The sequence below is a fragment of the Nocardia sp. MDA0666 genome, from assembly GCF_003023875.1.
Classification (GTDB): Bacteria; Actinomycetota; Actinomycetes; order Mycobacteriales; family Mycobacteriaceae; genus Nocardia; species Nocardia aobensis.
The window spans coordinates 175,643-200,108 of the sequence record NZ_PYHT01000010.1; the positions used below are offsets into that span (position 1 = coordinate 175,643).

20 protein-coding genes and 1 riboswitch are annotated in these 24,466 nt (G+C 67.5%); of the genes, 9 read left to right on the top strand and 11 right to left on the bottom strand.

The features are described from left to right. The first annotated feature begins 33 nt into the window (after positions 1-33). From C8258_RS16785 to C8258_RS16800, 3 genes are read left to right on the top strand one after another with little or no spacing between them, the layout of a single operon-like run. The gene (locus tag C8258_RS16785; protein ID WP_106955961.1) at positions 34-1,974 is read left to right on the top strand and encodes a type VII secretion target; all 1,941 of its coding nucleotides are present in this window, start codon (positions 34-36) and stop codon (positions 1,972-1,974) included. Continuing rightward, the gene (locus tag C8258_RS32635; RefSeq protein WP_158271268.1) at positions 1,971-4,088 is read left to right on the top strand and encodes a hypothetical protein; all 2,118 of its coding nucleotides are present in this window, start codon (positions 1,971-1,973) and stop codon (positions 4,086-4,088) included. The genes C8258_RS16785 and C8258_RS32635 overlap by 4 nt, the downstream gene beginning before the upstream one ends. Further along, positions 4,085-5,110 carry a hypothetical protein gene (locus C8258_RS16800; protein ID WP_146161251.1) on the top strand — a complete coding sequence of 342 codons (1,026 nt, stop codon included), beginning with the start codon at positions 4,085-4,087 and terminating at the stop codon, positions 5,108-5,110. Before C8258_RS32635 ends, C8258_RS16800 begins: the two co-directional genes overlap by 4 nt. A 22-nt stretch (positions 5,111-5,132) precedes the next feature. On the opposite strand, the gene C8258_RS16805 is transcribed toward C8258_RS16800, so the two are convergent. From C8258_RS16805 to C8258_RS16815, 3 genes are all read right to left on the bottom strand, one after another. Then, positions 5,133-6,395: an FAD-binding protein gene (locus C8258_RS16805; RefSeq protein WP_106955965.1), complete on the bottom strand. Its 1,263-nt coding sequence runs from the start codon at positions 6,393-6,395 to the stop codon at positions 5,133-5,135. Between the two features lie 200 nt (positions 6,396-6,595). Next, positions 6,596-7,900, bottom strand: coding sequence for an MFS transporter (locus C8258_RS16810; RefSeq protein ID WP_233225139.1), 1,305 nt, complete (start codon positions 7,898-7,900; stop codon positions 6,596-6,598). Positions 7,901-8,070: 170 nt separating this feature from the next. Further along, positions 8,071-9,288 carry an NADP-dependent isocitrate dehydrogenase gene (locus C8258_RS16815; RefSeq protein WP_030513542.1) on the bottom strand — a complete coding sequence of 406 codons (1,218 nt, stop codon included), beginning with the start codon at positions 9,286-9,288 and terminating at the stop codon, positions 8,071-8,073. Between the two features lie 312 nt (positions 9,289-9,600). Beyond that, positions 9,601-9,712, top strand: a riboswitch (SAM riboswitch). A gap of 13 nt (positions 9,713-9,725) precedes the next feature. Here C8258_RS16815 and C8258_RS16820 point away from each other — a divergent pair. Both C8258_RS16820 and C8258_RS16825 read left to right on the top strand, forming a co-directional pair. Beyond that, entirely contained in the window at positions 9,726-9,965 is a 240-nt protein-coding gene (locus C8258_RS16820) for a hypothetical protein (RefSeq protein WP_063063875.1), read from the top strand. Positions 9,966-10,009: 44 nt separating this feature from the next. Continuing rightward, the gene (locus C8258_RS16825; protein WP_369974762.1) at positions 10,010-11,128 is read left to right on the top strand and encodes a homoserine O-acetyltransferase; all 1,119 of its coding nucleotides are present in this window, start codon (positions 10,010-10,012) and stop codon (positions 11,126-11,128) included. Between the two features lie 28 nt (positions 11,129-11,156). Here C8258_RS16825 and C8258_RS16830 read toward each other — a convergent pair whose 3' ends face one another. Continuing rightward, positions 11,157-11,402 carry a DUF3017 domain-containing protein gene (locus tag C8258_RS16830; protein WP_036498363.1) on the bottom strand — a complete coding sequence of 82 codons (246 nt, stop codon included), beginning with the start codon at positions 11,400-11,402 and terminating at the stop codon, positions 11,157-11,159. A 172-nt stretch (positions 11,403-11,574) separates the two neighbouring features. Here C8258_RS16830 and C8258_RS16835 point away from each other — a divergent pair, with 172 nt between their 5' ends. After that, positions 11,575-12,039, top strand: coding sequence for a tRNA (cytidine(34)-2'-O)-methyltransferase (locus C8258_RS16835; RefSeq protein WP_036498362.1), 465 nt, complete (start codon positions 11,575-11,577; stop codon positions 12,037-12,039). Between the two features lie 15 nt (positions 12,040-12,054). On the opposite strand, the gene C8258_RS16840 is transcribed toward C8258_RS16835, so the two are convergent. Then, positions 12,055-12,285 carry a DUF167 domain-containing protein gene (locus C8258_RS16840; RefSeq protein ID WP_036498332.1) on the bottom strand — a complete coding sequence of 77 codons (231 nt, stop codon included), beginning with the start codon at positions 12,283-12,285 and terminating at the stop codon, positions 12,055-12,057. 83 nt (positions 12,286-12,368) lie between these two features. Next, complete coding sequence (locus C8258_RS16845; RefSeq protein ID WP_106955998.1) at positions 12,369-15,710, bottom strand: error-prone DNA polymerase; 3,342 nt, start codon at positions 15,708-15,710, stop codon at positions 12,369-12,371. Between the two features lie 284 nt (positions 15,711-15,994). On the opposite strand from C8258_RS16845, the gene C8258_RS16850 reads away from it, so the two are divergent. Continuing rightward, a complete protein-coding gene (locus C8258_RS16850) occupies positions 15,995-17,344 on the top strand; it encodes an MFS transporter (RefSeq protein ID WP_106955967.1) in 1,350 nt (449 codons plus the stop codon). 6 nt (positions 17,345-17,350) lie between these two features. Here C8258_RS16850 and C8258_RS32640 read toward each other — a convergent pair whose 3' ends face one another. Continuing rightward, positions 17,351-17,527, bottom strand: a complete 177-nt coding sequence (locus C8258_RS32640) for a hypothetical protein (RefSeq protein WP_158271269.1) — start codon at positions 17,525-17,527, stop codon at positions 17,351-17,353. Positions 17,528-17,732: 205 nt separating this feature from the next. Here C8258_RS32640 and C8258_RS16855 point away from each other — a divergent pair, with 205 nt between their 5' ends. After that, positions 17,733-18,713 carry an SDR family NAD(P)-dependent oxidoreductase gene (locus C8258_RS16855; RefSeq protein ID WP_036498316.1) on the top strand — a complete coding sequence of 327 codons (981 nt, stop codon included), beginning with the start codon at positions 17,733-17,735 and terminating at the stop codon, positions 18,711-18,713. A 34-nt stretch (positions 18,714-18,747) separates the two neighbouring features. On the opposite strand, the gene C8258_RS16860 is transcribed toward C8258_RS16855, so the two are convergent. From C8258_RS16860 to C8258_RS16875, 4 genes are all read right to left on the bottom strand, one after another. Next, a complete protein-coding gene (locus C8258_RS16860) occupies positions 18,748-19,659 on the bottom strand; it encodes a sucrase ferredoxin (protein WP_106955999.1) in 912 nt (303 codons plus the stop codon). 50 nt (positions 19,660-19,709) lie between these two features. Continuing rightward, a complete protein-coding gene (locus tag C8258_RS16865) occupies positions 19,710-20,477 on the bottom strand; it encodes an alpha/beta fold hydrolase (RefSeq protein ID WP_369974763.1) in 768 nt (255 codons plus the stop codon). A gap of 77 nt (positions 20,478-20,554) precedes the next feature. Next, positions 20,555-22,159: a DNA polymerase Y family protein gene (locus C8258_RS16870; protein ID WP_106956000.1), complete on the bottom strand. Its 1,605-nt coding sequence runs from the start codon at positions 22,157-22,159 to the stop codon at positions 20,555-20,557. 22 nt (positions 22,160-22,181) lie between these two features. Next, the gene (locus C8258_RS16875; RefSeq protein ID WP_036498326.1) at positions 22,182-22,913 is read right to left on the bottom strand and encodes a hypothetical protein; all 732 of its coding nucleotides are present in this window, start codon (positions 22,911-22,913) and stop codon (positions 22,182-22,184) included. Positions 22,914-23,318: 405 nt separating this feature from the next. Between C8258_RS16875 and C8258_RS16880 the strand changes: the two genes are divergently transcribed. Further along, a complete protein-coding gene (locus C8258_RS16880; protein WP_106955969.1) occupies positions 23,319-24,464 on the top strand; it encodes a serine/threonine-protein kinase in 1,146 nt (381 codons plus the stop codon). Positions 24,465-24,466 lie beyond the last annotated feature (2 nt).

Below are 24,466 nucleotides of genomic sequence, written 5' to 3' on the forward strand. Positions count from 1 at the left end.
GACCGGGACGGCTGACGGGAGGATTGGCCGATTATGGCAAACTTTCTGGATCTCGATCCTGATCAGCTGCGCAGGTACGCCGAGCAACTCGACAGGTATGCCGCCGCCATGCGCAAGTGGGGCGAGATTCCGAAGGATTGGCTCGACGAGTTCCCGAACGGTTACGGCACTATCGCAGATCCGCTGCATGGTGCACTGGAGGATTACTACCGGAATCGCCATGACAAGGCTGAAGCACAGGCGGCGTCGGCCGAGCGGACCGCACGCGATCTACGGGCCGCGGCAGACCGGATGGAGAACAGCGAACTCTCCGGAGGGCAGCAGATCGCCAACACCGGCCCGCACAGCGGGCCCAGCCCGGTAACGCACGGTCCCGGCAGCGCGAAAGACGCGCCCGACAGGGCGGCACCGCACATCCCGGGGGCTGCGCCGCAGCGCCTGCCGGACGACAACCACACACCTTTCACTGACACCGTTCATCCCAGCCCAGCGGCATCCACACCCGAGCTCGGTCATGATGGTGGTGTGGCGCCTTCCGAGCCGCATATCGGTGCGTCTGTCGGCATTTCTCATCCGGCGCCCGGCCCGGAACACGACACCGATGCTTCGATGCCACCCATCGGCCACAGGCACGCCGAGGGCCACGTCATGCCCATAGGAGTTGACCCGTCCGCGACCGGATACGGGGGAGGTGAGCTGTCCGCCGAACCGGTTGCGGCCGCCGCACCGCCGATAGCACCGGCGGGGCCCGGACCCGCGGGTCCCGTACCCGCGGGTCCGCCCCCCAGACCACCGATGCCTTTGCGTGCCGGACCATTCGAGGTGTCGGCGTTTCCCGCTCGCGGGCGGCGGCAAGGGCTGACGCCGCTGGTGGTAGGTAACACCGACGAGGACGACCTCACACTGGCGCGGACATTGCTGAGCGCGGTGCTCTACGCAGTGGGCGACACCGCGCCTGATGTCGAGTGGGCGACTGGTGTGGTGAGGAACTCCAGGGGCGTCGTCGTCCTGCTGACCTCCACCGAGGGACGTGGATGGTTACCGCCGGGGCTGTTCGTCCCCTCCGAGGTTTTGGTGCCGTGGCAATGGGATTCGATTCTGAACACCGAGGGGCGCGCGGCCATGGCGATGTTCGAAGGTTGCCCCGATCCGGCCGTTATCCTCACCGAATTTGCTCGCCATGCCTCCGGCAACAAACGGGGACAGCTGCGTGCCCTCGCATCGTCGGCAGTGGTGGACGACTATGTGCGCGCCACCCTGGGCGACACTGTGGCCGTCACCGACCGGGTGATGGCGAATGAGACCGCGGTGGACCTGTCCCGCCCCGGTGCAGGGCTGGCCGACCGGCTGGACGTCGGCGGTTCGCCGGCATCACGACAGCTCGCGACCACGATTCCGGACTCCGAGATCCGAGCCACCTGCCTGAGATTGGCTCACGCTGCCGACGAACTGGTCCGGCAGGCGGTGACCGGGACCGCACCCGAAAGCGCCGCACGGCGAATTCGGCGGCGCGATGCGCTGAAATCAGTGCGTACCGGGCAAGAGGCCCGGATCGTCTCCCCAGAACACTCACCCACAGCTCAGCAGTACGGCGTGGCACCGTCCACGACTGTATTCGCACCCATTGCTCCATCACATCAGGCGGTCGCATCTCCGGTCGGTACCAGCGTCCGGCGCAGCTCATCGGACACGGATATCGAACGTGGCCGGACACTCGAGCGGCGAGCCGACGAAGTGTTATCGCTGTTGCTTGCGGGCGGAGATGATCGCCAAGTACTTCGCGATGTGCTGTATGCACACGATCAGATTGCCGCACATCCACAACTCGAGAACATGATGCGAACGACGGGTAGCGGTTATGTCGATTCGGTTCCGACCGGACCCGGCGCAATTACGAGACCGTCCGACGAGTATTCCAGCTTCCCAGTGAGCCCGGGACTCGACGCTGCCGCCGTAGACAGGAGTATCCGATGACGATGACCGCTGAGGAGCAGCAGCAGGCTTCTGATCTGGCCAAGAAGATCAAGGATGCCCACACGGTCGCCGGCTGGAACGATTACTACACCGACGATGAAGCGAAAGATTTCGTAAAAAAACTCGACGGCCTCACATCGGACCAATTTACCTTCGTATGGAATGCGCTCGACAAGAACACTCGAGAAGATCTCGTCAATGACGACGGGTGGGAGGACGCAAACAAGGACTACCCAGCGCTCGCCAAAGCACTGAAAAGTGACGATCCCGCAGCTGTAAAGGCGTATACCGACACCAAATCGGATGCCAAACCGAAATACGGCTCGGAAGGGGGGTTTCTCCCCGGCGACGGCAAGAAGCACTTCGTGGAAGTGCTCCTATGGGTTCCCAAAGGCAGAAGCGAGTCGCTGTACGACCTGATCGTCGATACCCAGGATACGATGCAGAGAGGTTTCGACTCACTCGGCTCTCGCGACCCGAAAGACGCGCCGGATTTCAGTTCCATTCTGGAGCACCATCAGGCCGAGAAACCGCAGGGTTGGTCGAACATCGTCCAAAGGTACGGTGAATTCCACGACACTTTCAAAAAACGTGAAGATGATTTCGACGCGAAGAACAAGGATGTGAATTTCACCACCAAGGACACTCAGAAGGAACTGGTGGCGTGTTCGAAAGATCTCCAGAAAGTCGTGGATGACCTCAACCACGACCTTCAGTTGGATTTGAGCCCGAGCAGCGACCCGAACAGCACCGCCAAGCAAAACGGGAACGAGATAACCTACACCGCAGGACACGACAATCCGGATGTCGTTTACAAACGGAAGGATAACTCATCGGATTTCGTCCTTACTCCGGAGGCCGAGCAAAAGTATTACGTCAGCGCCATCCAAACTGCTGTCGACAAGTGGAATAAGATCTACGACGATACGGCGATCAAGTTTCAGAAGGACGCCGACCATGTCGACAAGCCGGGTCCGAAAGAACCCGCCGCACCGGCTGCGCCCGCCGCACCGGCGGCCCCCGCGGCACCGGCAGCGCCGGCGACACCATTCACACCCGTCTCCGACACTTCCGGCACCACCGATCTGGCCGACCAGACGGACTACAGCGACAGCATTTTCGGCGGTCTCACCGACGGCCAATTCCAGACCGATACGACCGATATCACGGATCCCTGGAACATCGACGGAGCGAGCGGAACAGGCACCGGAGACGGCACCGGCACCGATTCGACCAGCGGCACGGGCTCGAGCGATTCCACGGCATGGGACCAGCTAGAGAACGCCCTCACCGGTAACAACGGTGCCAGCGGGACCACCGGTCAGAATTCGGCCGGCACGACCGCCGCGTCCGCGACCCCGTCCATGGGAGCCATGAATCCCTTGGCTGGGTACATGAATAATCCGAATCCGATGGGGAACTTCGGGGCGGGCGGATTCATGAACCAGAGGGGTAATCAGAACGATCCCGCATCGCAGTACGGCCAGAACCCCCTGTCCTCCGCTCTCGGAAGACAGGCGAATTCACTTCTGCCAGAAGCTAATCCGGCGCAAGCGGCGACGGGCGCCACCGCACAGCAGGCCGCCTACACCAATCCGGCCTCGGCCGTCTCGGCCACGCCGGCTTCCGGCACGCCCCCGCATATCGGCAATTCCATGGTCGACATGAAACTGCCGGACGGCAGCACGCCGCAGAAGGTTCCGGCGGTCGTTGCCGACGCCGTCAACAGGGCATTCAACAATCCGAACGGGAGCGATGCGGCCGCCGCGTATGGCAGCGCCTACGCGCAGGCGACCCCGGTGGACCCTTCGAATCTGCACACCGGCGATGTCGTGCAATGGGCCGATCGCAGTGCGGTAATCGTTCGCGAAGGCACCGACAACTACTACATCATCACCGACGGCCAGATGCGGCACGTCGATCTGAAAGACCTTCCGAACTACGACAACGGGGCATTCGGCAAGTTCGGAGGATTCTTCCGACCAGCCGGGGCAGGTGATCCGAGCCAGCAGGGAGAGCTACAGGCGCACGCCGTCGTCCAACCGACCACAGTGGTCTCCGCGTCGTCGACGACCTCTACACGTCCGCCGAGCACTGACACACAAGAGACATGACAGTCGCAACGGCGACATCGGCAGGTGACTTCCTGGTCGATGTCGCCGAGCAGATCGGGCCTGGCTGTACACCGGAATCCCTTCGCTCGGTGCTGCTTCGGGCCTGTGGCGGTCGATTGGAGGCGCGCACCCCGGATGGGGTGCGTTCGAGCGGAATCACCAGCTCAGGATTTCCATTCGAAGCGAGCGTGACGGGCGGGTTGGGCCGGTGCTCCCCGATGCTTCGCTACATCACGGAAACCACCACGTGGGAGCCGGAGTTCGCCGTTCGGCTCGAGGCATATCTGGCCACGATCACCGAGCTCGTCATGTGGCTGCCGGGTGGCAACCCGGCGATGGCCGACCTTCTCCACTCCTTCGTCAGCACCGTCTATCCCGACCCCGCGGCCATCGAGCCGGGAACGCGCCCGGCCATGTGGCTCGGAATTGTGCATAACCCCGCCGAACCGGATCGCCTGGGCGGCCTCAAGGTGTACTGCAGCCCGAGAGCGCGCACCGACGTCATCGAGACCGTCAGCCGAGAGTGGACCGCCTTCGAGGGATTGAGTCCCGTACGGGAGAACGACGAACTTTTCCGCTATGCCGGGCTCGCCGTCGAGCTCGGCGTGGACCGAGATCCAGCGTACAAAATATATCTCCGGGCGCGCACCCGAAACGTCGCAGTACCAATGAAGTTGGTACGCCATCTCGGTGATCCCGCGTGGCGGACGCTCTCGGAGTTCACCGCCTGTGGCGTGGATGCGGCCGACCTGCACAACTTCGACTACTTTGTGTGCTGCAGCCGACGCGGCAGCGAAATCCCTTCCTACACAGTCTCATTGATTACGAGGCCCTCGGACGACATCACAGCACTGGCTCGCGCGCTGGCGGCACGGCACCACGGCACCACGCGGGCGATCGACGCGATGGCGCACGCCGCGCAGGAACGGGGTGCGACGTGGCGGTATACGGCACTCGGACTGGGCTTCTCATCCGAGCACGGCATCGACAAATTGAACGTCTACGGAACACCGACATGGTAGCCCACCCCGGAATCGACCGCAGTCACGTCCGTCCGGCCGCCAGTACGATCGGAAGTTGCGCGTTGACGCGCTCGAGCCGCAACGCGGAACGCAGTTCGGCCAGCCGATTCAGATCGTCACCGTAGAGACCGGCCGCCTTCGCGTCATCGAGGTCGGCGACTCCGTACAGGTATGGACGGCCACCCAATTCGCAACAGCGTCGCTGTAGGTCACGAAATGCCTTCCGGACATCGGCTACCGCATCCGGGTCACGCTCGACGGTGGCATACAGCCCGACCCCGACCGAGACGGGAGCGGGCAGCACGGGCGCGAAAGCGAAGGGGACAGCATCGGCTCGCCGTCGAATGACGAGGATGTACACCCGTGTGGCCGGACTATCGAACGGCGCTCGATCGAGCTGTGCCGCAACGGTTTCGACCATGGACACGCAGCGGTCGACCGGTACGACGTAGTCCGCCCACATCCGGGCTCGATCGACGAGAGGCGTCCACGCTGCGTGCGAATCGTTCTGCCCCACCGGCGATTGCGCGACGACGGTGCAGTCCTCGCCCTCGCACGGCAGCGCCGGCCCTGCACTTCGCCATACGATGGTCGATCGGATCCGGCCGCGTCCAGCCAGTCCCGAGTAGAAGTCCACGTCGCCGCGATCCGCCACTTGTATGGTGTGCTCGGCGAGGGCGCCGAGACTTGCATGGTCGGTCCGATGCTCGTGTAGGCGAGGCTCGTGTTCGACTGTCCGCAACACCACCCGCTCGATCAATCCGACCGTGCCCAGTCCCCCGAGCGCGAACCGGAACAGCTCCTCGTGATCGGTACGGGAACACCAACGGTGCCTGCCGGTTCCGTCGATCAGCTGAATGCGCTCCACGTGGTCGATCTGCCATCCGGACCTGATCGACCCGGATCCTGCGCCGCCCACCGACAATGTGCCACCCACCGACATGTGCAGATGGTCCGGCAGAACCGGGAACGCCCGGCCGCGCCGGTTCAGATATCGCTCCAGCCCGTGCCAGCTCGCACCCGCCGGGACCTCGAACAATCCCTCGCCGAGGTCCCGGATCTCCCGGGTCGCGCTCTCGGGCGCGTACGTGACCAGCAGCTCGTCGCCGGTGACCGTCTGCCCCGCGCAGGAATGCCCGGAGCCCCGCAGCGTCAACGGCCGGCCGGAACCGAGCAGGGCGGATGGAAAGGCGGACGGCAATCGATGGACCGCCCGAGGTGTGGCTCGGTGCAAGCCGCCGAAGTCGGTGTCGAATTCGGCGGCGGAAACCTCAGCGGCACTCATGATTTCGGCAGCGGTCGTGTCACCGTCCGGTCAGCGGTATGCGGCACGCCGTCATCGTAGCGATCTGCCTGGGGAGCTTCTCACTGCCAGGAGTAGGGCACAGGCGGATCGTCAGGCGCTGCGACGAATCGACGACATGACACTTCCGGCCCGGTCGCGTGCGGATGGCCATCCGTAGGCGAGCGGTCCGGAGTCGATGTTCAGCCGCGCCCCACAGCAACCTCGCGGTGCGCCGGGATCCTGCGGGCCGACCACGCAGTGATGGTGAACAGCACCACCCCGGCCACAGCCAGCCCCGCACCGACGACGGCCGGTGCCGTGTACCCGAGGCCCGCCGCGATCACCAGCCCGCCCAGCCACGCGCCCGCCGCGTTGGCGATGTTCAACGCCGCGTGGTTGAGGGCGGCGGCGAGAGTTTGGGCGTCGTGGGCGACGTCCATCAGGCGGGTCTGCAGGCCGGGAGCCAGTGCGGCTCCGGAGGCGCCGACCAGGAAGGCGCCCGTGGCGGCGGTGAACGGGTTGTGGGCTGCCGCAACGAAACCCGCGAGGATGACGACCATCGCGACGAGTGCGACGAAGATCGAGCGGTCCACGCCGCGGTCGGCGAGGACGCCGCCACCGATATTGCCCGCGACCATGCCCAGGCCGAACAGGGCCAGCACGATCGGTACGAGGCCCTGTCCCAGGCCGGCGACGTCGGTGAGGGTCGAGGTGATGTAGGTGTAGACCGCGAACATGCCGCCGAAGCCGACCGCGCCGACCAGCAGCGTCAGCAGCACCTGCGGACGGCGTAGGGCGGTGAGCTCGGTGCGGGGATCGGTCACCCGCACCCCGTGCAGATCGGGTACGAAGCGACTGATCGCGAAGACCGTGGCGAGCCCGATGACGGCCACGACCACATAGGCGTCGCGCCAGCCGAGGCCCTGCCCCAGCCAGGTGGCGGCGGGAACGCCCACCACATTGGCGGCGCTCAGGCCCAGCATCACCGCGGCGACGGCCTTGGCCCGCTGCCCCACCGGAGCCAGCGAGGCGGCCGCGAGCGAGGCCACGCCGAAAAAGGCGCCGTGCGGCAGGCCTGCGACGAACCGGGCCGCCACCAGAGCGGGAAAGGCTGGGGCCAGCACCGAGGCGATATTTCCGATGGTGAACGCGACCATCAAGGCGATCAGCAGGCGCTTGCGCGGCATACGGGCGCACAGCGCCGCGATCACGGGCGCGCCGACCACCACGCCCAGCGCGTATGCCGAGACGGCATGTCCGCCGGTGGGCTCCGAAACGTGCAGGTCCGCGGCGATGTCGGGCAGCAGTCCCATGGTGACGAATTCGGTGGTGCCGATCCCGAAACCGCCGAGCGCCAGCGCGAGCATCGCCGGAATGTGCCAATCGGTGCGAGTCTGCGGCGCCGCCCCGGAGCCGAGCGCCGCACGGGACGACGCGGCACTCGCGGGTGACTCCGGTGGGAAGTCGACGGGTGGTGCGGTGCGCACTGGAGCTGAGTCGGCCATGGGTGTGGCCAACACGCGCGGTCGCCGCGGCGATACCGGCGGCCGGGGTGATTCGACTCACGCGATCGGGTGCGGAAAGCAATTCGGGCACCCGCGGCCACCGGGATCGGTGGGGGCGGGTGCCCGGATATGTCTACCGGCCGCGCCGGATTCCGGCCGGTCGTGAGCGTTCAGCTCAGTTCGCGCGCCAAGTTCGCATCCAGCACGCCGAGGAACTCCTCGGTGGTCAGATAACCCTGGTTGCCGCCGACCAGCAGCGCCAGATCCTTGGTCATCTGGCCGCTCTCGACGGTCTTGATGACGACGTCCTCGAGGGTCTGCGCGAAGCCGATGACCTCGGGGGTGTTGTCCAGCTTGCCGCGATGCGCCAGACCCCGCGTCCACGCGAAGATCGAGGCGATCGGGTTCGTGGAGGTGGGCTTGCCCTGCTGGTGCTGCCGGAAGTGGCGGGTCACCGTGCCGTGCGCGGCCTCGGCCTCACAGGTGCGGCCGTCCGGGGTGAGGAGCACCGAGGTCATCAGGCCCAGCGAGCCGAAGCCCTGCGCCACGGTGTCGGACTGCACGTCGCCGTCGTAGTTCTTGCAGGCCCAGACGTAGCCGCCTTCCCACTTCAGCGCGGAGGCGACCATATCGTCGATCAGCCGGTGTTCGTAGGTCAGTCCGGCGGCCGCGAACTCGTCCTTGAACTCGGTCTCGAAGATCTCCTGGAAGGTGTCCTTGAACATGCCGTCGTAGGCCTTCAGGATGGTGTTCTTCGTCGACATGTAGACGGGGTAGTTCTGCTGCAGGCCGTAGTTCAGCGACGCCCGCGCGAAGTCCTCGATCGACTTCTTGAAGTTGTACATACCCATGACGACGCCGCCGTCCTCGGGCATCTTCACCACTTCGTGGACGATCGGCTCGGAGCCGTCCTCCGGGGTGAACTGAATCGTGACGGTGCCGGCCTGATGCACCTTGAAATCGGTGGCGCGGTACTGGTCACCGAAGGCGTGACGGCCGATGATGATCGGCTTGGTCCAGCCGGGAACCAGACGCGGAACATTGGAAATGATGATCGGCGCGCGGAAAATGGTGCCGCCGAGAATGTTACGAATCGTGCCGTTCGGCGAACGCCACATCTTCTTGAGGCCGAATTCTTCGACACGTGCCTCGTCGGGGGTGATGGTGGCGCATTTGACGCCCACGCCGTGCTTCTTGATGGCGTTGGCCGCGTCGACGGTGACCTGGTCATCGGTCTTGTCGCGGGTTTCGATGCCGAGGTCGTAGTACTCGAGGTTCACATCGAGGTACGGATGGATCAGCTTGTCCTTGATGAACTGCCAGATGATCCGGGTCATCTCGTCGCCGTCGAGTTCGACGACGGTCCCTTCAACCTTGATCTTGGACATGGATCTTCGTGTCCTCCTAAGGAAGGTGTGCTCCCATTGCACGGCCAGGCGAGCACGCTTGTGAGCGGACCCCAGCTGTTCAACAGACAACGTATACGCCCCGCGTTGTCCACGAGACGCCTGGTGCTAAACAAGACAAGCGTACTGGTGCGCTGGGTCTCACTGACAGGGGCGGTCCCATTGAGAGCTACCCGCGTCACACCCGCCCGATGGCGATCGATAGGGAAACGGACATACGCCGCGAACGTGCGCCTCGAATCGGCCGAGCCCAACCCTCGCCCCGGTCGTGCCCGATTGTTACCATCCACGGCAGGTCATGAGCGCCAGCGCCAAGCCCCGGCTCGCTGGCCGGCAACCCTCCAGTTGCGGTGGGGTGCTCCGGGTGATTGACCGGGCTCTCGAAAGCCGAGAGCAAGCGCGACTGTCAGGAGCAACAAGTGAGCGAGTCCACCGTGCCCATCGCCGGCAAGTCCGTGGAGGCGGCGGAGCGGCGCAGCCGTATCGCTACCATCGGGGATGTGTGTGCCCCAGCCCTCCGTACCGCCTCGACCACGCGCGCGCTCTCGCCGTGCGCCGACCCGGCGGCCGCCGGCGCCGCGTTCCGGCAGGTCCGCGGGCCGATGCGGGTGACGGGGATCGATCGCGTGGCACGGCTCGACGTGGTGACGGCACGGTGACCGTGAGTATCGAATCGAGCACGTCACGCCCGGGCGCAACGACACTGCTACCCCCGCCGGACGGCACGGTGGGCATCATCGGGGTCGGCGATGTCCGCCTCGAGAACGGCGCGGTCGTCCCCGGTGTCGAACTGGCCGTGCAGCGCTGGGGTGAACTGGCCCCCGGCCTCGACAACGTGGTGCTGGTCGAACACGCACTGACCGGTGATTCGCACGTCTGCGGGCAACCCGACGAACTGCACGCCCTGCCGGGCTGGTGGGACGGACTGGTCGGGCCCGGAGCGGCATTGGACACCGACCGCTGGTGCGTGATCGCGACCAATGTTCTGGGTGGTTGCCAGGGCAGCACCGGCCCCTCGTCCCTCGCGCCGGACGGAAAGCCCTGGGGGGCACGCTTTCCGGAGATTTCGATCCGCGACCAGGTGAGCGCCGAAGTGGCGCTGCTGGACCTGCTCGGGTTGAGCCGCATCGCCGCGGTGGTCGGCGGTTCGATGGGCGGCATGCGGGTGCTGGAGTGGATGGTCGGATACCCAGATCGCGTCGACGCGGCCCTGGTGCTGGCGGTCGGCGCCCGCGCCACCGCGGATCAGATCGGTACCCAGACCACCCAGATCGCCGCGATCACCTCGGATCCGGACTGGCAGGACGGCGATTACCACGGCACCGGCCGCCGGCCGCTGGCCGGTCTGCGCATCGCGCGCCGGATCGCGCATCTGACCTACCGCACCGAATTCGAACTCGACCACCGGTTCGCCAACACCGCTCAGGGCGACGAAAACCCTTGGGACGGTGGCCGTTATGCGGTGCAGAGTTATCTGGAGCATCAGGCCGACAAGTTGGTCGCACGGTTCGACGCGGCCACCTACGTGCTGCTGACCGAGGCCATGAACCGGCACGACGTCGGCCGCGGACGCGGCGGCATCGAGGCCGCGCTGGCCGCCACCCCGGTGCCGTGCGTGGTCGGCGGCGTGGACTCGGATCGGTTGTATCCGTTGCGGACCCAGCAGGAACTGGCCGATCTGCTGCCCGGCTGCAAAGGTCTGGAAGTCGTGCATTCACGCGACGGCCACGACGGTTTCCTCACCGAGATCGAGGCCATCGGCAAATTGCTGGAGCAGACGATGGAGTTGGCGCGCGCCGCGCAGGACGCCCGCGAATCCTGAATCCGTCCGCTGGATCCGTCCGCTGCGTTCAGCCGACGCCGAGGCTGCTGATGGTGGCCGCCAGCACGATGATCGCGCCGCCCAGCACGGTATAGGCGCCGATGTCGAACGGACGGCTGCGCACCGCCAGCAGCCCGACCCGCGCCGACGGCAGGCACAACCGGAACACGGCCGCGAGCAGCGTCGCACCGCCGATGAAGAACGCACCGCGCCGCCACCGGTCCTGCGCCAGGAAAACCACCGCGACCAGCAGCACCACGACGACCAGCAGCATCGGCAGATGAACCTGGAAGAAGCGGCTCGCCGGGCTGGAATGCTGCGGGTGGGTGGTCGGCACGTCGGTCACGGCTGCGATTCTCGCATGTCCGGTCGTGCCGCCACCGGGAGCGGGGGCGGCGATCAGACGCCGAACGGAGCGGCGTAATCCGGGCAGGTACCGTCTCGGTGTGCTCAAGCTGGTGTTCTTCGAACCGCGTATCCCACCGAACACGGGCAATGCGATCCGTCTGGCGGCCGGCACGGGGTGCGAACTGCATCTGATCGAGCCGCTCGGATTCGATCTGTCGGAGCCGAAGCTCCGCCGCGCCGGATTGGACTACCACGATCTCGCGGTGGTCACCGTGCACGAAAATCTTTCTGCCGCATGGAAATCCCTGCGGCCCGAGCGCGTCTTCGCCTTCACCACCCATGCCACCACGCACAACACCGACATCGCCTACCGTGCCGGTGACGTCCTGCTGTTCGGTCCGGAACCGACCGGCCTTCCGGACGACGTCCTGGCCGATCCGCACATCACCGACCAACTGCGCATCCCTATGCTGCCGGGCCGCCGGTCGATGAACCTGTCCAATGCCGCGGCGGTCGCGGTGTACGAGGCATGGCGGCAGCTGGGGTTCCCGGGAGCCGTATAGCTACCGTCGGGCGCCTCATAGGTCGATCGCGAAGCGTTTGAAGCGGGAGGTGGCGCCCGCGGTGAGGTGGACGGCCGACTTGGGCACACCGTAGTGCTCGGCGAGAAGTTCGATCGCGGCCTTGTTGGCCTTGCCCTCCACCGCGGGGGCGCGCACGTACAGCTGCAGGGTGCCGTCGTCGAGGGTTTCGACGAGTGGGCCCTTGCGGCTGTTGGGTTTGATGGTCGCGCGGACCACGGTCGGCACGTGCGGCTCCTCGATCTTCGGGCGGTGGGGATATTCGGGCGGTGTGGATATTCGGCCGGTGGGACGAGCGTAGCCGCGATGGTTCAGCGGAAATCGCGCGACTTCGAGGCCATCCGCAGGTCCATGCGCTGCAGATGTTCGGCCACCACGCTCACCACGCCCTCGGCGTTCTGCACCCGGCCCCGGATCAGCAGCGCGGGGGCACCCTGGGCGATGCGGCGGTAGCGGCGCCACAGGCCCACCGAGCACACCACGTTCACCATGCCGGTCTCGTCCTCCAGGTTGATGAAGGTGACTCCGGACGCGGTGGCCGGTCGCTGCCGATGCGTCACCGCGCCGCCGATCAGCACCTTCGACCCGTCGGGCACGGCGAGCAGCCGGTTCGCGGCGACCACGCCGAGTTCGTCCAGGCGCGGGCGCAGGAATTCGGTGGGATACCGGCCGGGCGACACACCGGTCGCCCACACATCGGCAGCCGCCATCTCCAGTTCGCTCATCCCGGGCAGCGCCGGTGCGTCGGTCACCGCCCCGGTCCCCGGCAGCCGATCCGCCCGCTCCCCCGCCGCCGCACCGGCGGCCCACAGCGCCTTCCGGCGGTCGAGCCCGCGTCCGGATGCGGACTCGATACTGCCGAGCGCACCCGCGGTAGCCAGGGCCTCGGCCTGCGGCACGGTCAACTCGACCCGCCCGGTCAGATCCAGAAACGATCGATAGGGACCGGAGGACCGTGCCGCGACGATCTTCTCGGCCACGTCGTCACCGATGTGCCGGACCGCGGACAAGCCCAGCCGCACCTGGGTTCCGTGCTGCTCGAGCGTCGCTCCGGCCAGGCTGTGATTGATATCCGGCCCGTGCACCACCACCTCGTGCCGGCGGGCGTCGGCCACCAGCGACTGCGGAGAGTAGAAACCCATCGGCTGCGCGTTCAGCAGCCCCGCGCAGAACGCGGCGGGATGATGCAGTTTGAACCAGGCCGAATAGAACACCAGCGCGGCGAAACTCTGCGAATGACTTTCCGGGAAACCGAAATTCGCGAAGGCGTAGATCTTCTCGTAGATGCGATCGGCCAGCTCTCCGGTGATTCCGTGCAGATCGCGCATGCCCTGATAGAAACGGCCGCGCAGCCGCTCCATGCGCTGCGGTGACCGTTTCGACCCCATCGCGCGGCGCAACTGATCCGCCTCGGCGGGGGTGAACCCCGCGATATCGATCGCCATCTGCATGAGCTGTTCCTGGAACAGCGGAATTCCGAGGGTGCGGGCCAGCGAACTCTCGAGCGCCGGATGGTCGAGCGTGACCTCCTCCCGGCCGTTGCGCCGACGGATATAGGGATGCACGGAACCGCCCTGAATAGGACCGGGCCGGATCAGCGCGACCTCCACGACGAGATCGTAGAAAGCACGCGGACGCAGCCGCGGCAGCGTCGCCATCTGGGCGCGCGACTCGACCTGGAACACTCCCACCGAATCCGCGCGCGCGAGCATCTCGTAGACGGCGGATTCGGTGAGATCGAGGGCATGCAATTCGACGACCTCACCTTTGTGCTCGCGCACCAGATCGATCATGTAGTGCAGGGCCGAGAGCATGCCCAGGCCGAGCAGATCGAATTTCACCAGACCCGCTGCGGCACAATCGTCCTTGTCCCACTGCAGCACGCTGCGGCCGGGCATGCGCGCCCACTCCACCGGGCAGACGTCGGCGATCGGCCGATCGCAGATCACCATGCCACCGGAATGAATGCCGAGATGCCGCGGCAGGCCCTCGATTTCGCCCGCCAGTTCCAGGACCCGATCCGGAATATCGGTATGCGTCTCGGACGCCACCCCGGTCCACCGGCTCACCTGTTTGCTGAACGCGTCCTGCTGCCCGGGCGAAAACCCCAGCGCGCGGGCGGCATCGCGCACCGCGGACTTACCGCGATAGGTGATCACATTGGCCACCTGCGCGGCGTATTCGCGACCGTACTTGCGGTAGACGTGCTGGATCGCCTCCTCCCGGCGATCGGATTCGATATCGAGATCGATATCGGGCGGACCGTCGCGTTCGGGCGCCAGAAAGCGTTCGAACAGCAGATCGTTGGCGACCGGATCCACATTGGTGATGCCGATCGCGTAGCAGACCGCGGAATTGGCCGCCGACCCCCGGCCCTGGCACAGGATGTCGTTGCGCTTGCAGAAGTGGACGATGTCGTGCACGACCAGGAAATAGCCGGGGAAATTGAGTTCGGTGATGATCCGTAGTTCGTGTTCGATCTGCCGGTACGCCTTGGGATTTCCCTCCGGCGGGCCGTATCGCTCGCGCGCCCCGGCGAGGGTGAGTTCTCGCAGCCAGGAATTCTCGTCGTGCTCGGGCGGCACGTCGAACGGCGGCAATTCGGGGGCGATCAAGCGCAGATCGAAGGCGCATTCGCGGGCCAGATCGACCGCCCCGGCCACCGCCTGTGGGCATTCGGCGAAGAGCCGGGCCATTTCCGCACCCGACCGCAGATGCCCGCCGCCGGTCGGCGGTAGCCAGCCGTCGATCTCGTCCAGACTGCGCCGGGCCCGGATCGCCGCCAGCGCCATCGCCCGGCGCCCCTGGGCGGGGGTGGCGAAATGCGCTGCGGTCGTGGCGATCACCGGCACGTCCAGCCGCGTGGCGAGGGCGATCAGCCGCGCATTGCGTTCGTCGTCGTCGGGCACTCCATGGTGGGTGAGTTCGACGCTCACCCGGTCGCGTCCGAACAGATCCATCAACCGGCGCAGCTCCGCCTCCGCCTCGGCATCACCACGTTCCAGCGCCCGACGCACGTGACCTTTGCGGCACCCGGTGAGGATATGCCAGTGCCCGTCCGCGGCGGCGGCGAGCCGATCCAGGTCGTACCGCAGAATTCCCTTCTCGCCGGCCACCATATGTGCCGCCGACATCTCCCGCGACAGCCGCCGATATCCCTCCTGCCCGCGCGCCAGCACCAGCAGATGCGGTCCGGACGGATCCGGCTCCCCCGTGCGCGGCTGGGAATCGTCCATCGGCGCCGAACCGAATATCGTCGCCGCGTCGCGGGTTTCCCCCAGCGACAATTCGGCGCCGAACACCGTCGGCAGCCCCCATTCGGCGGCGGCCTCCGCGAAACGCACCACACCGTAGAAGCCGTTGTGATCGGTGAGCGCCAGGGCCTCGAGCCCCAGCCGCACCGCCTCCTCCACCATTTCCTCGGGTTGGCAGGCGCCGTCGAGAAAGCTGTAGGCCGAATGCGTGTGCAATTCCGCATACGGCACCAGCGGACCGCTCGCCTCCGGCCGCGTACCCGCCCGGTATTCGCCGCGGGTATGCGACCACGCCGGGCTGTCCCCGCCGTCACCCGGTGGAGTGGCCCCGCGCCCGGGCAGACCGGAGAGCACCCGCTCCATTTCCGCCCAGGTGGGCGGGCCGTTTCCCCAGCCCATACCGCTCACACCTTCGTCGATTCGAACGTACATTCGATACCGATGCTAACTCGCGAGCCCCGGGTTCGGGAAGGCAGCCCCGCCGCGGTCGGCAACACGCCGCCGATCACCGGCCCGGCCGCCACCGCGGCCCCGAGGCCCTGCGCGAAACACCCTCGGCCGCGGGCCGGAACGGACCGCCGCGATATACGTCGCTGGAATCGCACTGATTCGAATCCTTTTCGCGGATATCGACTCGCCCTAATGTCACTGCGCGAATCGACGGCGGGAAGGAAAGGGACCCCATGTCTGTACTGGAGTCCGCGCCGGCGAGTACGCGCGCCGGGGGGCAGCACGAGGAGCGGCCGGAACATCTCGGCGCCGCCGAGACTCGAACAGCGGTGGCGGCGAGCCTGATCGGCACCACGGTCGAGTGGTACGACTTCTTCCTCTATTCCACCGCCGCGGGCATCGTCTTCAACAAACTGTTCTTCCCGGATACGAGCGCGTTCGTCGGAACCATGCTGTCGTTCGCGACATTCGCGGTCGGTTTCGTGATGCGTCCGGTCGGCGGATTGGTTTTCGGCCATATCGGTGACCGCATCGGGCGCAAACGCACCCTCGCACTGACCATGGCGCTCATGGGCGGGTCGACCGCGCTGATGGGTGTCCTGCCGACCAGTGCCGCGATCGGTATCGCGGCGCCGATCCTATTGCTGGCGTTGCGCATTCTGCAGGGTTTCGCACTCGGCGGGGAATGGGCCGGTGCGGTACTGCTGGCCGTGGAACACAGTCCCCGCAAGAAGGTCGGCCGGTTCGGCAGCTATCCGCAGATCGGTTTGGCGCTCGGCCTCGCACTCGGCACCGGCGTCTTCGCCCTGCTGCGTACAGTCCTGAGCCAGCAGGCATTTCTCGACTACGGCTGGCGAATCGCCTTCGGCGCCAGTGTGGTTCTGGTGGTCATCGGCCTGGTGGTGCGGCTCCAGATCGACGAGACCCCCGCGTTCCGGGAAATCGACCGGCTCAATCGGATCTCGAAAGTGCCTGTGGTCGAACTGTTCCGGAATGCGCGCACCCGGCGCAATACCGTCCTCGGCCTGCTTTCACGGTGGGGTGAGGGCGCGGCGTTCAACACCTGGGGTGTCTTCGCGATCAGTTTCGCGACCGGACATCTCGGATTCGAACAGGTCCCGGTACTGCTCGCGGTGACCATTGCCGCGGTCGTGATGGCCGCCCTCATTCCGGTATCCGGAAATCTGACCGACAGGTTCGGGCCGCGCCGGGTCTATATCGCCGGTATCGCCGCGTACGGCCTGCTGGTGTATCCGGTATTCGCACTGTTCGAGGTCGGCAATATCGTCGTGTTCACCGTCGCGATCATCGCGGTGTTCGGTGTCGCCCATGCCCTGTTCTACGGTGCGCAGGGCACGTTGTACGCCGGGCTGTACCCGGCCGAGGTGCGCTACACCGGACTCTCGTTCGTCTATCAGTTCTCGGGGATCTACGCCTCGGGCATCACCCCGATGATCGTCACGGCGCTGATCGCGGTGGGCGGCAGAACACCCTGGCTCGCCTGCGGTTATCTGGTGGCGACGGCGGTGGTCAGCGTGGTCGCGACGCTGTTCGTCAGCGAGGACGACCGGCTCACCGCCTGAGCCCGCTCATCCGCCGGCGTACAGGGCGCGACGCCGCCGACGCGCACGCCGGACCGCCTCTTCCGCGGCGGCAGCGGCTTCTCGTTCGGATGCCCCCGCCGCGATCGCCTTCGCCCGGGCATCGGCCCCGGCCTTCTCTTCCCTGGCCGCCGAGCGCCGGCGCAACGCTGTCCACAGACCCACCGTCGTCTCCTCCCGCACAGATATCCGAACACCCAGCATGACCGCGGGAGCACCCGGCCGGCATCGCCCTGCGGGATGACCGGCGGAGGGTGGATGTAGTCCTCGTGGCCTACCCGGCTCCTCCCGGCGATGTGCGCCGGCCCCCTTGGCAGCGGAACTTACTTTGGAGTAAGTTCGGGGGAAATCGACCTGCAAGGGAGCAGCGATGTCGGATAACCACGCGGCCGAACAGGGCTATCTGTCCCGTCGGCGGGCACGCCGGGATCTCACCGGCAAACATGTCGTCATCACGGGCGCCTCCTCCGGGATCGGGCGGGCGGCGGCGACGGCCGTCGCCGCCAAGGGGGCCGTGGTGCTGCTGCTCGCGCGGCGCGACGAGGAACTGAACGCCGTGGTCGAGGAGATCACCGCCGCGGGCGGGCGGGCCTACGCCTATCAATGCGACGTCACCGATTCCGATTCGGTGGACCGGACCGTGAAGTCGATTCTCGACACGCACGGCCACGTCGACATGCTGGTCAACAATGCCGGCCGCTCCATCCGGCGCGCCGTGCACCGATCCACCGACCGGCTACACGATTTCGAACGGACCATGGCGGTCAACTACTTCGGCGCGGTGCGGATGACGCTGGCACTGCTGCCGCAGATGCGGGAGCGCAAATCCGGTCACATCGTGAACATCTCGAGCGCGGGCGTCCAGGTCGCCACCCCGCGGTTCGCCGCCTATCTGGCCAGCAAGGCCGCCCTGGACAAGTTCGCGGAGGTCACCGCGGCCGAAATGCTCTCCGACAACATCACTTTCACGACCATCCACATGCCGCTGGTGCGGACGCCGATGATCGCGCCCAGCGGTAAGCAGGGACCGTCGGAATCTCCCGAATGGGCGGCGGCCACCATCGTGCGCGCGCTGAGCGAGCGCCCGCGGCGCATCGACGTGCCCGTGGGCACCCTGGCCGAATACGGGACGCTGTTCGCGCCGGGGATCAAGGATCGCGTCATGCACCGGTACTACCGGGCGCTGCCGGACTCCCCCGCCGCCAAGGGCGAGCTGCCGGTCGAGGACGAACCGGAGTCGGAAGTGCCCGCGCTGCAGGCGAAACCGCAACGCAAATCGTCGACGGCGGGGCGGGTCACGCGCTCGACGTTGCGCCGCGCCGCGCGATTGGTGCCTGGCACCTACTGGTGAACACGGCAGCGGACCGCAGGCACGGCACTCGCCATCAAGTGGTCTCGCGGATTTCGTCCGCGACGATCGCCGACGCCGGTTTCGGGGCCGCGCCGCAGCTCGCCTGTCGGGGCGGATAGCCGACGGTCCGCGTGGTGACCAGCCACCGGCGGCCACCGGTGTGGGTCACCTCGGCGGCGCCGGCGAAGGTCGCCGGATCCGTGATCGGGGTGTCCGGCTCGACAGCCGTCACCGTCAGCTGGTCGAGGGCAGCCGGCACCCGTTCGCGCACCGCGATCTCCGCCACCTGCTCGACCGGGGAAAGGCCGCTTCGCCCGCGAAAACCATTCAACGACAGATCATTACGCCCGACAGCCGCGACCGCGCGGACCGCATCCTCGCCGTCGACCCGGCCGTAGGTCAGTCCCTCGGGCAGGATCACCATCGCGGGTGCGAACCGATGCCCACCGGTATGCGAGCACTCCCAGACCTGATCCGGATATTCGGCCGCCAGCCGGGCCGCGATCGGACGTCCCAGCCGGGCACAACACTGATCGCGCTTGCCGTGGGCGCACACCAGGGTCGGCGGATCGGTCACGCGCTCACCGATTCCCGGCGCGGGACCGTTGAGCACCTGCAGGTCGATATCGAGAAGCTGTTCCAGATCGGTGACGGTCAGACGTTCGCACCACGAACCCTGCGGCCGGGAGGCGGCGAGCAGAACCGTTCGCACACCGGTGAATTCGCCGCGACCGGGACGCCGGATGAGGGTGGGACGGACTCGCGCGGCCTTGGTCCGTGCGGCCAGTTCGGCGGTGAGCTCGGCGCCGAGAACCGCATCGCCGATCACATCGCGACCCCAGGCGCCAGGTTGTTCGATACACAGCCAGCCGCTCACCCGGGTCGCGCTGCCCGGCAGCGGAATATCGGCCGCGGCCGCCGAACACGGCAACCCATCGAATTCGATCGCGGCCACCTGCGACGTGGGTGGTGCGGAACGGGAATCGGCCCCCACGTTCAGTGCTCCAGGAACGGCAGCACCACCGAAGCGAATTCCCGATACCGGTCGCGGTGGATGCTGTGCCCGCAGGTGAAGGCCTCGACCCGGCAGTCCGGCACGCTGGCGCGGAAGATCTCCAACTTCTCCGGATCGACCATGCCGCCGGGACCGCCACGCAACATCACCGTGGAGGCGGTGATATCCGCCAGCCCCTCCCACCATTCCGGATGCGGTTTACGGAACTGCTCGAGCGCCGGAGTGGTCATCGACCGATCGAAGGCGAGGACCGCGCGCGGGTGGCGCAGCAGACTGGTGGTGGCATGCCACAGTTCCGGCACCGACGGCAGCCGCCGGGTGAGGGTGAGTTGTTCGTCACCGGAGCGCAGCGGCAGCGGCTGCTCCTCGAGTATCAGCCGCCGGACCAGTGCCGGTCGTTCGATGGCCACCCACGAGCAGGCGTATCCGCCCAGCGAATGGCCGACCAGATCGACGGTGGTCAGTTCCAGTCGATCGCAGAGGTTCAGCAGATCCGCGCCGAAGTCCTCGAACCGGTACGAGGCGGTGTGCTCGCTGCGGCCGTGTCCGCGCAGATCGGGGATGATCACCCGGCGCCCGGACCGGATCAGCGCGGTGGCGAAGCGATCCCAGGTGTGGCCGTCGCCACCCATCCCGTGCACCAGCACCACCGGGATCTCCGAGAGCGGATGCGTGGTCGGCGCGCTGCCCGAATCCCGATAGGCGATCTGCACCCCCGCCAGGGGCACCCGGATGACGTTCGACTCCACGATCAGCCAGGGTACGTCGCCGTGGGCGCCGTCGCCGCAGCGTGTGGGGTGTTCCATAGCCCGCGCCCGGGCCGGGGCTACTCGTAGAGTCCCTCCACGTGCCAGATGTGCTCGTAGCCGAGCAGCAGTAGGGCACGCTCCTCGGTGTCGAGCAGGATCTGCACGCGGACGGCGGCGCCGGAATCGCCGGTGGCCCACCAGCGTTCGTCCAGCAGCCAGGGCCCGGCCCAGCCCGCGACCAGCCACGACTTCTTGCCCCAATGCAGTTCGGCCGGTTCGGCGGTGAACTCGCCACGATCGGTGAGCCAGATCGGGCTGCCGTCGCCGGACTCCAGCCGGACCTCGGGACGGTTGCCCAGCACCACCGCGGGGGCCGGTTGCGGCAGCCGGCCCGGCCACGGCAGGCCGGGGTCGGCGGCGGGGACCAATTCCTCACCGAAGGTGATCAGGGTGACACGTTCGACGGGTCCGCGACCGCCGCTGAGGACACCGATCCGCACCGCCTCACCGCCCAGCAGACCCTGCACCCGGGTCAGGGCACGGCGGGCGCGTTGATCCTCCTCGCCGACCCCACCCCAGAGCCCGAGTTGCAGCGCACCGGCCGCCACCACCTCGACCGGTTCCAGGCGCAGCAAGGTGATCGGAGCGGACGGCGGCGCTTCGGCATCACCCGTCCGCCCGCGTTTCCCGGCGTTCCCGGCGCGGTGGGTGAGCCAGCCGTCCAGCTGCCAGCGCACCCGATCCGCGGTGGTTTCCGGGGTGAGCGGCTGGGCACAGCGCCAGATTCTGGACAGGGCTTCCCCGGCCCCGGTTTCGGCGTGGACCGCGAGCCGGGTGCAGGCCACCGAGGCCGCCGCCAGTCGTTCGTGCAGCCGGGTGGCGAGCATGCGACCGGCGAAGGCGGCGGCGTCGACCCGCTCGATCGGCGGATCGCACCGGTACTCCACCATCAGATCCGGGGCGGGCGGGGCCGCCGAGGGCGGGCGCTCCGGTTCGGCGCGGGCGCACCGGTGCGCCCGGATCGCGTCGGCGCCGAAACGGGAGGCGACCTCGGCGGGCGTGAGGGCCGCGAAATCGCCGATCCGGCGTAAGCCCAAGCGATGCAACAGATCCACCAGTTCGCCGCGTTCCGGCGGAGCCAGACTCGGTTCGACGGCCAGCTCGCCCACCGGCAGTGGCGCCAGGAAATTCGCGGCGGCGCCGGGCGCGACGATCTGCGCCCGGCGCGCGGCGATCACCGCGGCCGACAGTTCGTCGGCGATGCCGATGCGGCATTCCACACCGAGTGCGGCGACCGCATCGACCAGGCGTTCGGCGGCCTCCTCCTCGGAACCGAAGTAGCGGGCGGCGCCGCGGGCGGCGAGGACCAGCAGGCCGGGCCGCAGGACCTCCACGCCCGGCACCGTCGCGTCCACGGCCGTCGCCACCGGTTCGAACAGACGCGCGTCGCGGTCCGGATCAGCCTGCGCCACATGAAGGTCCGGGCATCGCGCCTGTGCCTCGCGCCTGGTCAGACCGCGCCGCACTCCCGCGTCGCGAGCCACCGCCGAACAGGCCACCACCCGATTCGCGTGCAGTACCACCACCGGGCGCAGCGGTGAGAGATCGGCCACGGCGGCGGCCGCGGCGGCCGGCCAGTCCGGACACCACACTGCCAGTACGCGAAATCCGGGGCGTTTCATCTCGCTCCCCTGCCGCGTTTCATCACGCACCCACTGCCGACAGTGTCGTCGGCGGCGAATCCGATTCCGGGACAAGCCATTCGACCCGGCCGTCGCGCGGGCACAGATCGAGGGTGCCGGTGCGTTCCGGTGCGGACCGGCCGCGCACGCAGACGTCCAGGCGCACCGACCGCAGCCGGCCGCGGCCACGCCCCAGGCCCGAATAGCCCGCGACCCGGGTGTCGATCCGCAGCATCGGACCGCTCCAGGCGCCGCCGGTCACCACGAGCGTGGACCCTTTGCTGCGGGCGCGGGCGGCGAGAATTCGAGTTCGGCTGGGCGGCACCGACATACCGGCCAGGCCGACCACCACCAGATCCAAACCATCCAGCAACACTGCGGCGACCTCCACCGGATCCGGGCCGGGCTCGGTCACCACGGCCAGCCGGCCCAGATCGGCGCCCATCTCCGCGGCGGCGAGCAACCCGAGCCGCGGCAAACCGATCGCCGCGGCGTAACCGCCACCACCGGTCACCGCGGCCAGCAGGCCGGTCAGCAGCGACCCCGCACCCGAGTAGGCCACCACCGACCCCTTCGGCACCCCACCCTCGGGCAGCAGCCCGGCCAGGGCGGGCGGTACGGGAAGCAGCTCTCTGCGCAGTTCAGCGGCAGTCGGCGGGCGTTCCACGACCTCGACCCCACGGGCCGGAACCGCGGCCATCCGCCGCCGCAGCTCCGCCAGCTGCACGGCTCGCGCGTCACCAGCCGAACCCATCTCGCCGACCACCTATCTCTCACCGAATGGACTCCACCGCACTCGATGCACCGCACCGCCGAATCGGCTACATTCCGCTCCTCCTCCGCTTCGCCCGCCGCGCCGGAGCCCACCTCCCGCGACAGCGCTCGGAAGCATCGCCGAGAGGTGCAGCACTGATTCAGCTATCGATCTTAATCGAATATACGTTCGATCCGGTGACAGTAGAACCTTCCGACCGGTCTCCGTCAAGCCGCACCGGCCCACGTGTCACATCAGCCTCACGGCGACTGTTCCGTCACCGGTCGCGACTGTTGTCCACGCCACCCGTCAGTGACATCCGACGGCCTGCCCGCCGGGCTGTGACCGCCGCCAACCCCGGTCCGAAGCAGGCCGGTCGCCCTGGTTTTCGGCTATCCTCGCGCCGTGACCGAACGCGCCCGCCCCATCGTCGGCCCCGACTATCTCGTCGCCGGCCGTTACCGCCTGCAGTCCAAACTCGGAGGCGGCGGTATGGGTGCGGTATGGCTCGCCACCGACCGGCTGCTCAACCGCGAGGTCGCCATCAAACAGGTGCTCACCACCGCGGGACTCAGCGAGGCCGAGGCGACCGAGGTGCGCAACCGGATCGTGCACGAGGGCCGCGTCGCGGCCAAGCTCTCGCACGAGCACGCCATCGCCGTCTACGACGTGGTGCTCGAGGCGGGGGAACCGTGGCTGGTGATGGAGTATCTGCCCTCGCGCAGCGTCGCCAAGGCGCTCGCGCTGGCCGACACCCTCTCCCCCATCGAGGTCGCGCAGATCGGTGCTCAGGTGGCCGATGCGCTGGCCGCCGCCCATGCCGCCGGGATCGTGCATCGCGATATCAAACCGGGCAACATCCTCGTCGCCGATCGAGGCTCCGACGTGGGCAAGGCCAAACTCAGCGACTTCGGTATCTCCAGTGCCGGTGAGGCTTTCGACGAGCCGGAGGACGTGATCACCGGCACTCCGTCCTATCTGCCACCGGAGGTGGCGCGCGGTGCTCAGCCGGGCCCGGCCAGCGACGTATTCTCCCTCGGCGCAACGCTGTACACCGCGATCGAGGGACATCCGCCGTACGGATTCGATGACGACAACGACGTCATCGTCACGCGCGCGGCGATGGCGCAGATCATTCCGCCCACTCGCAGCGGACCACTCACCCAGGTGCTGCTGCACATGATGGAGCCGGCGCCGCAGCGTCGCCCCACCATGGCAGAGGCGCGCGAGGAAATCCTCACCGCCGCATTCGGTCCCGGCACCGGGCCCTATATTCTCGGCGCCCCGATCCGCACCGACGACGGCACGATTCCGGCGTGGGCCGCCCGCAATTCGGCGGCCGGACTGCGCAGTCCGCATTCCGCGCCGCTGCCCCGTCCGCCGCGGGTCGCCGCGGCCGGTGCCGTTGCGCAGCAACCGAAATTGGGGAAATCCAAGCTCGTCGACATCGACTTCACGAAGTTCGGGCCCAATGCGGCGCCGCTCGCGATCGCGGTGGGCCTGCTGATCGGACTGCTCATCCTGATCGTGGTGCTCGTCGCCGCGATGTAGGC

Coding starts and splice junctions, on each gene's coding strand:
- C8258_RS16785 (WP_106955961.1), top strand. CDS start 34: ATGGCAAACTTTCTGGATCTCGATCCTGATCAGCTGCGCAGGTACGCC.
- C8258_RS32635 (WP_158271268.1), top strand. CDS start 1,971: ATGACGATGACCGCTGAGGAGCAGCAGCAGGCTTCTGATCTGGCCAAG.
- C8258_RS16800 (WP_146161251.1), top strand. CDS start 4,085: ATGACAGTCGCAACGGCGACATCGGCAGGTGACTTCCTGGTCGATGTC.
- C8258_RS16805 (WP_106955965.1), bottom strand. CDS start 6,395: ATGAGTGCCGCTGAGGTTTCCGCCGCCGAATTCGACACCGACTTCGGC.
- C8258_RS16810 (WP_233225139.1), bottom strand. CDS start 7,900: ATGGCCGACTCAGCTCCAGTGCGCACCGCACCACCCGTCGACTTCCCA.
- C8258_RS16815 (WP_030513542.1), bottom strand. CDS start 9,288: ATGTCCAAGATCAAGGTTGAAGGGACCGTCGTCGAACTCGACGGCGAC.
- C8258_RS16830 (WP_036498363.1), bottom strand. CDS start 11,402: ATGCTGCTGGTCGTCGTGGTGCTGCTGGTCGCGGTGGTTTTCCTGGCG.
- C8258_RS16845 (WP_106955998.1), bottom strand. CDS start 15,710: ATGGGCTGGGGAAACGGCCCGCCCACCTGGGCGGAAATGGAGCGGGTG.
- C8258_RS16850 (WP_106955967.1), top strand. CDS start 15,995: ATGTCTGTACTGGAGTCCGCGCCGGCGAGTACGCGCGCCGGGGGGCAG.
- C8258_RS16855 (WP_036498316.1), top strand. CDS start 17,733: ATGTCGGATAACCACGCGGCCGAACAGGGCTATCTGTCCCGTCGGCGG.
- C8258_RS16870 (WP_106956000.1), bottom strand. CDS start 22,159: ATGAAACGCCCCGGATTTCGCGTACTGGCAGTGTGGTGTCCGGACTGG.
- C8258_RS16875 (WP_036498326.1), bottom strand. CDS start 22,913: ATGGGTTCGGCTGGTGACGCGCGAGCCGTGCAGCTGGCGGAGCTGCGG.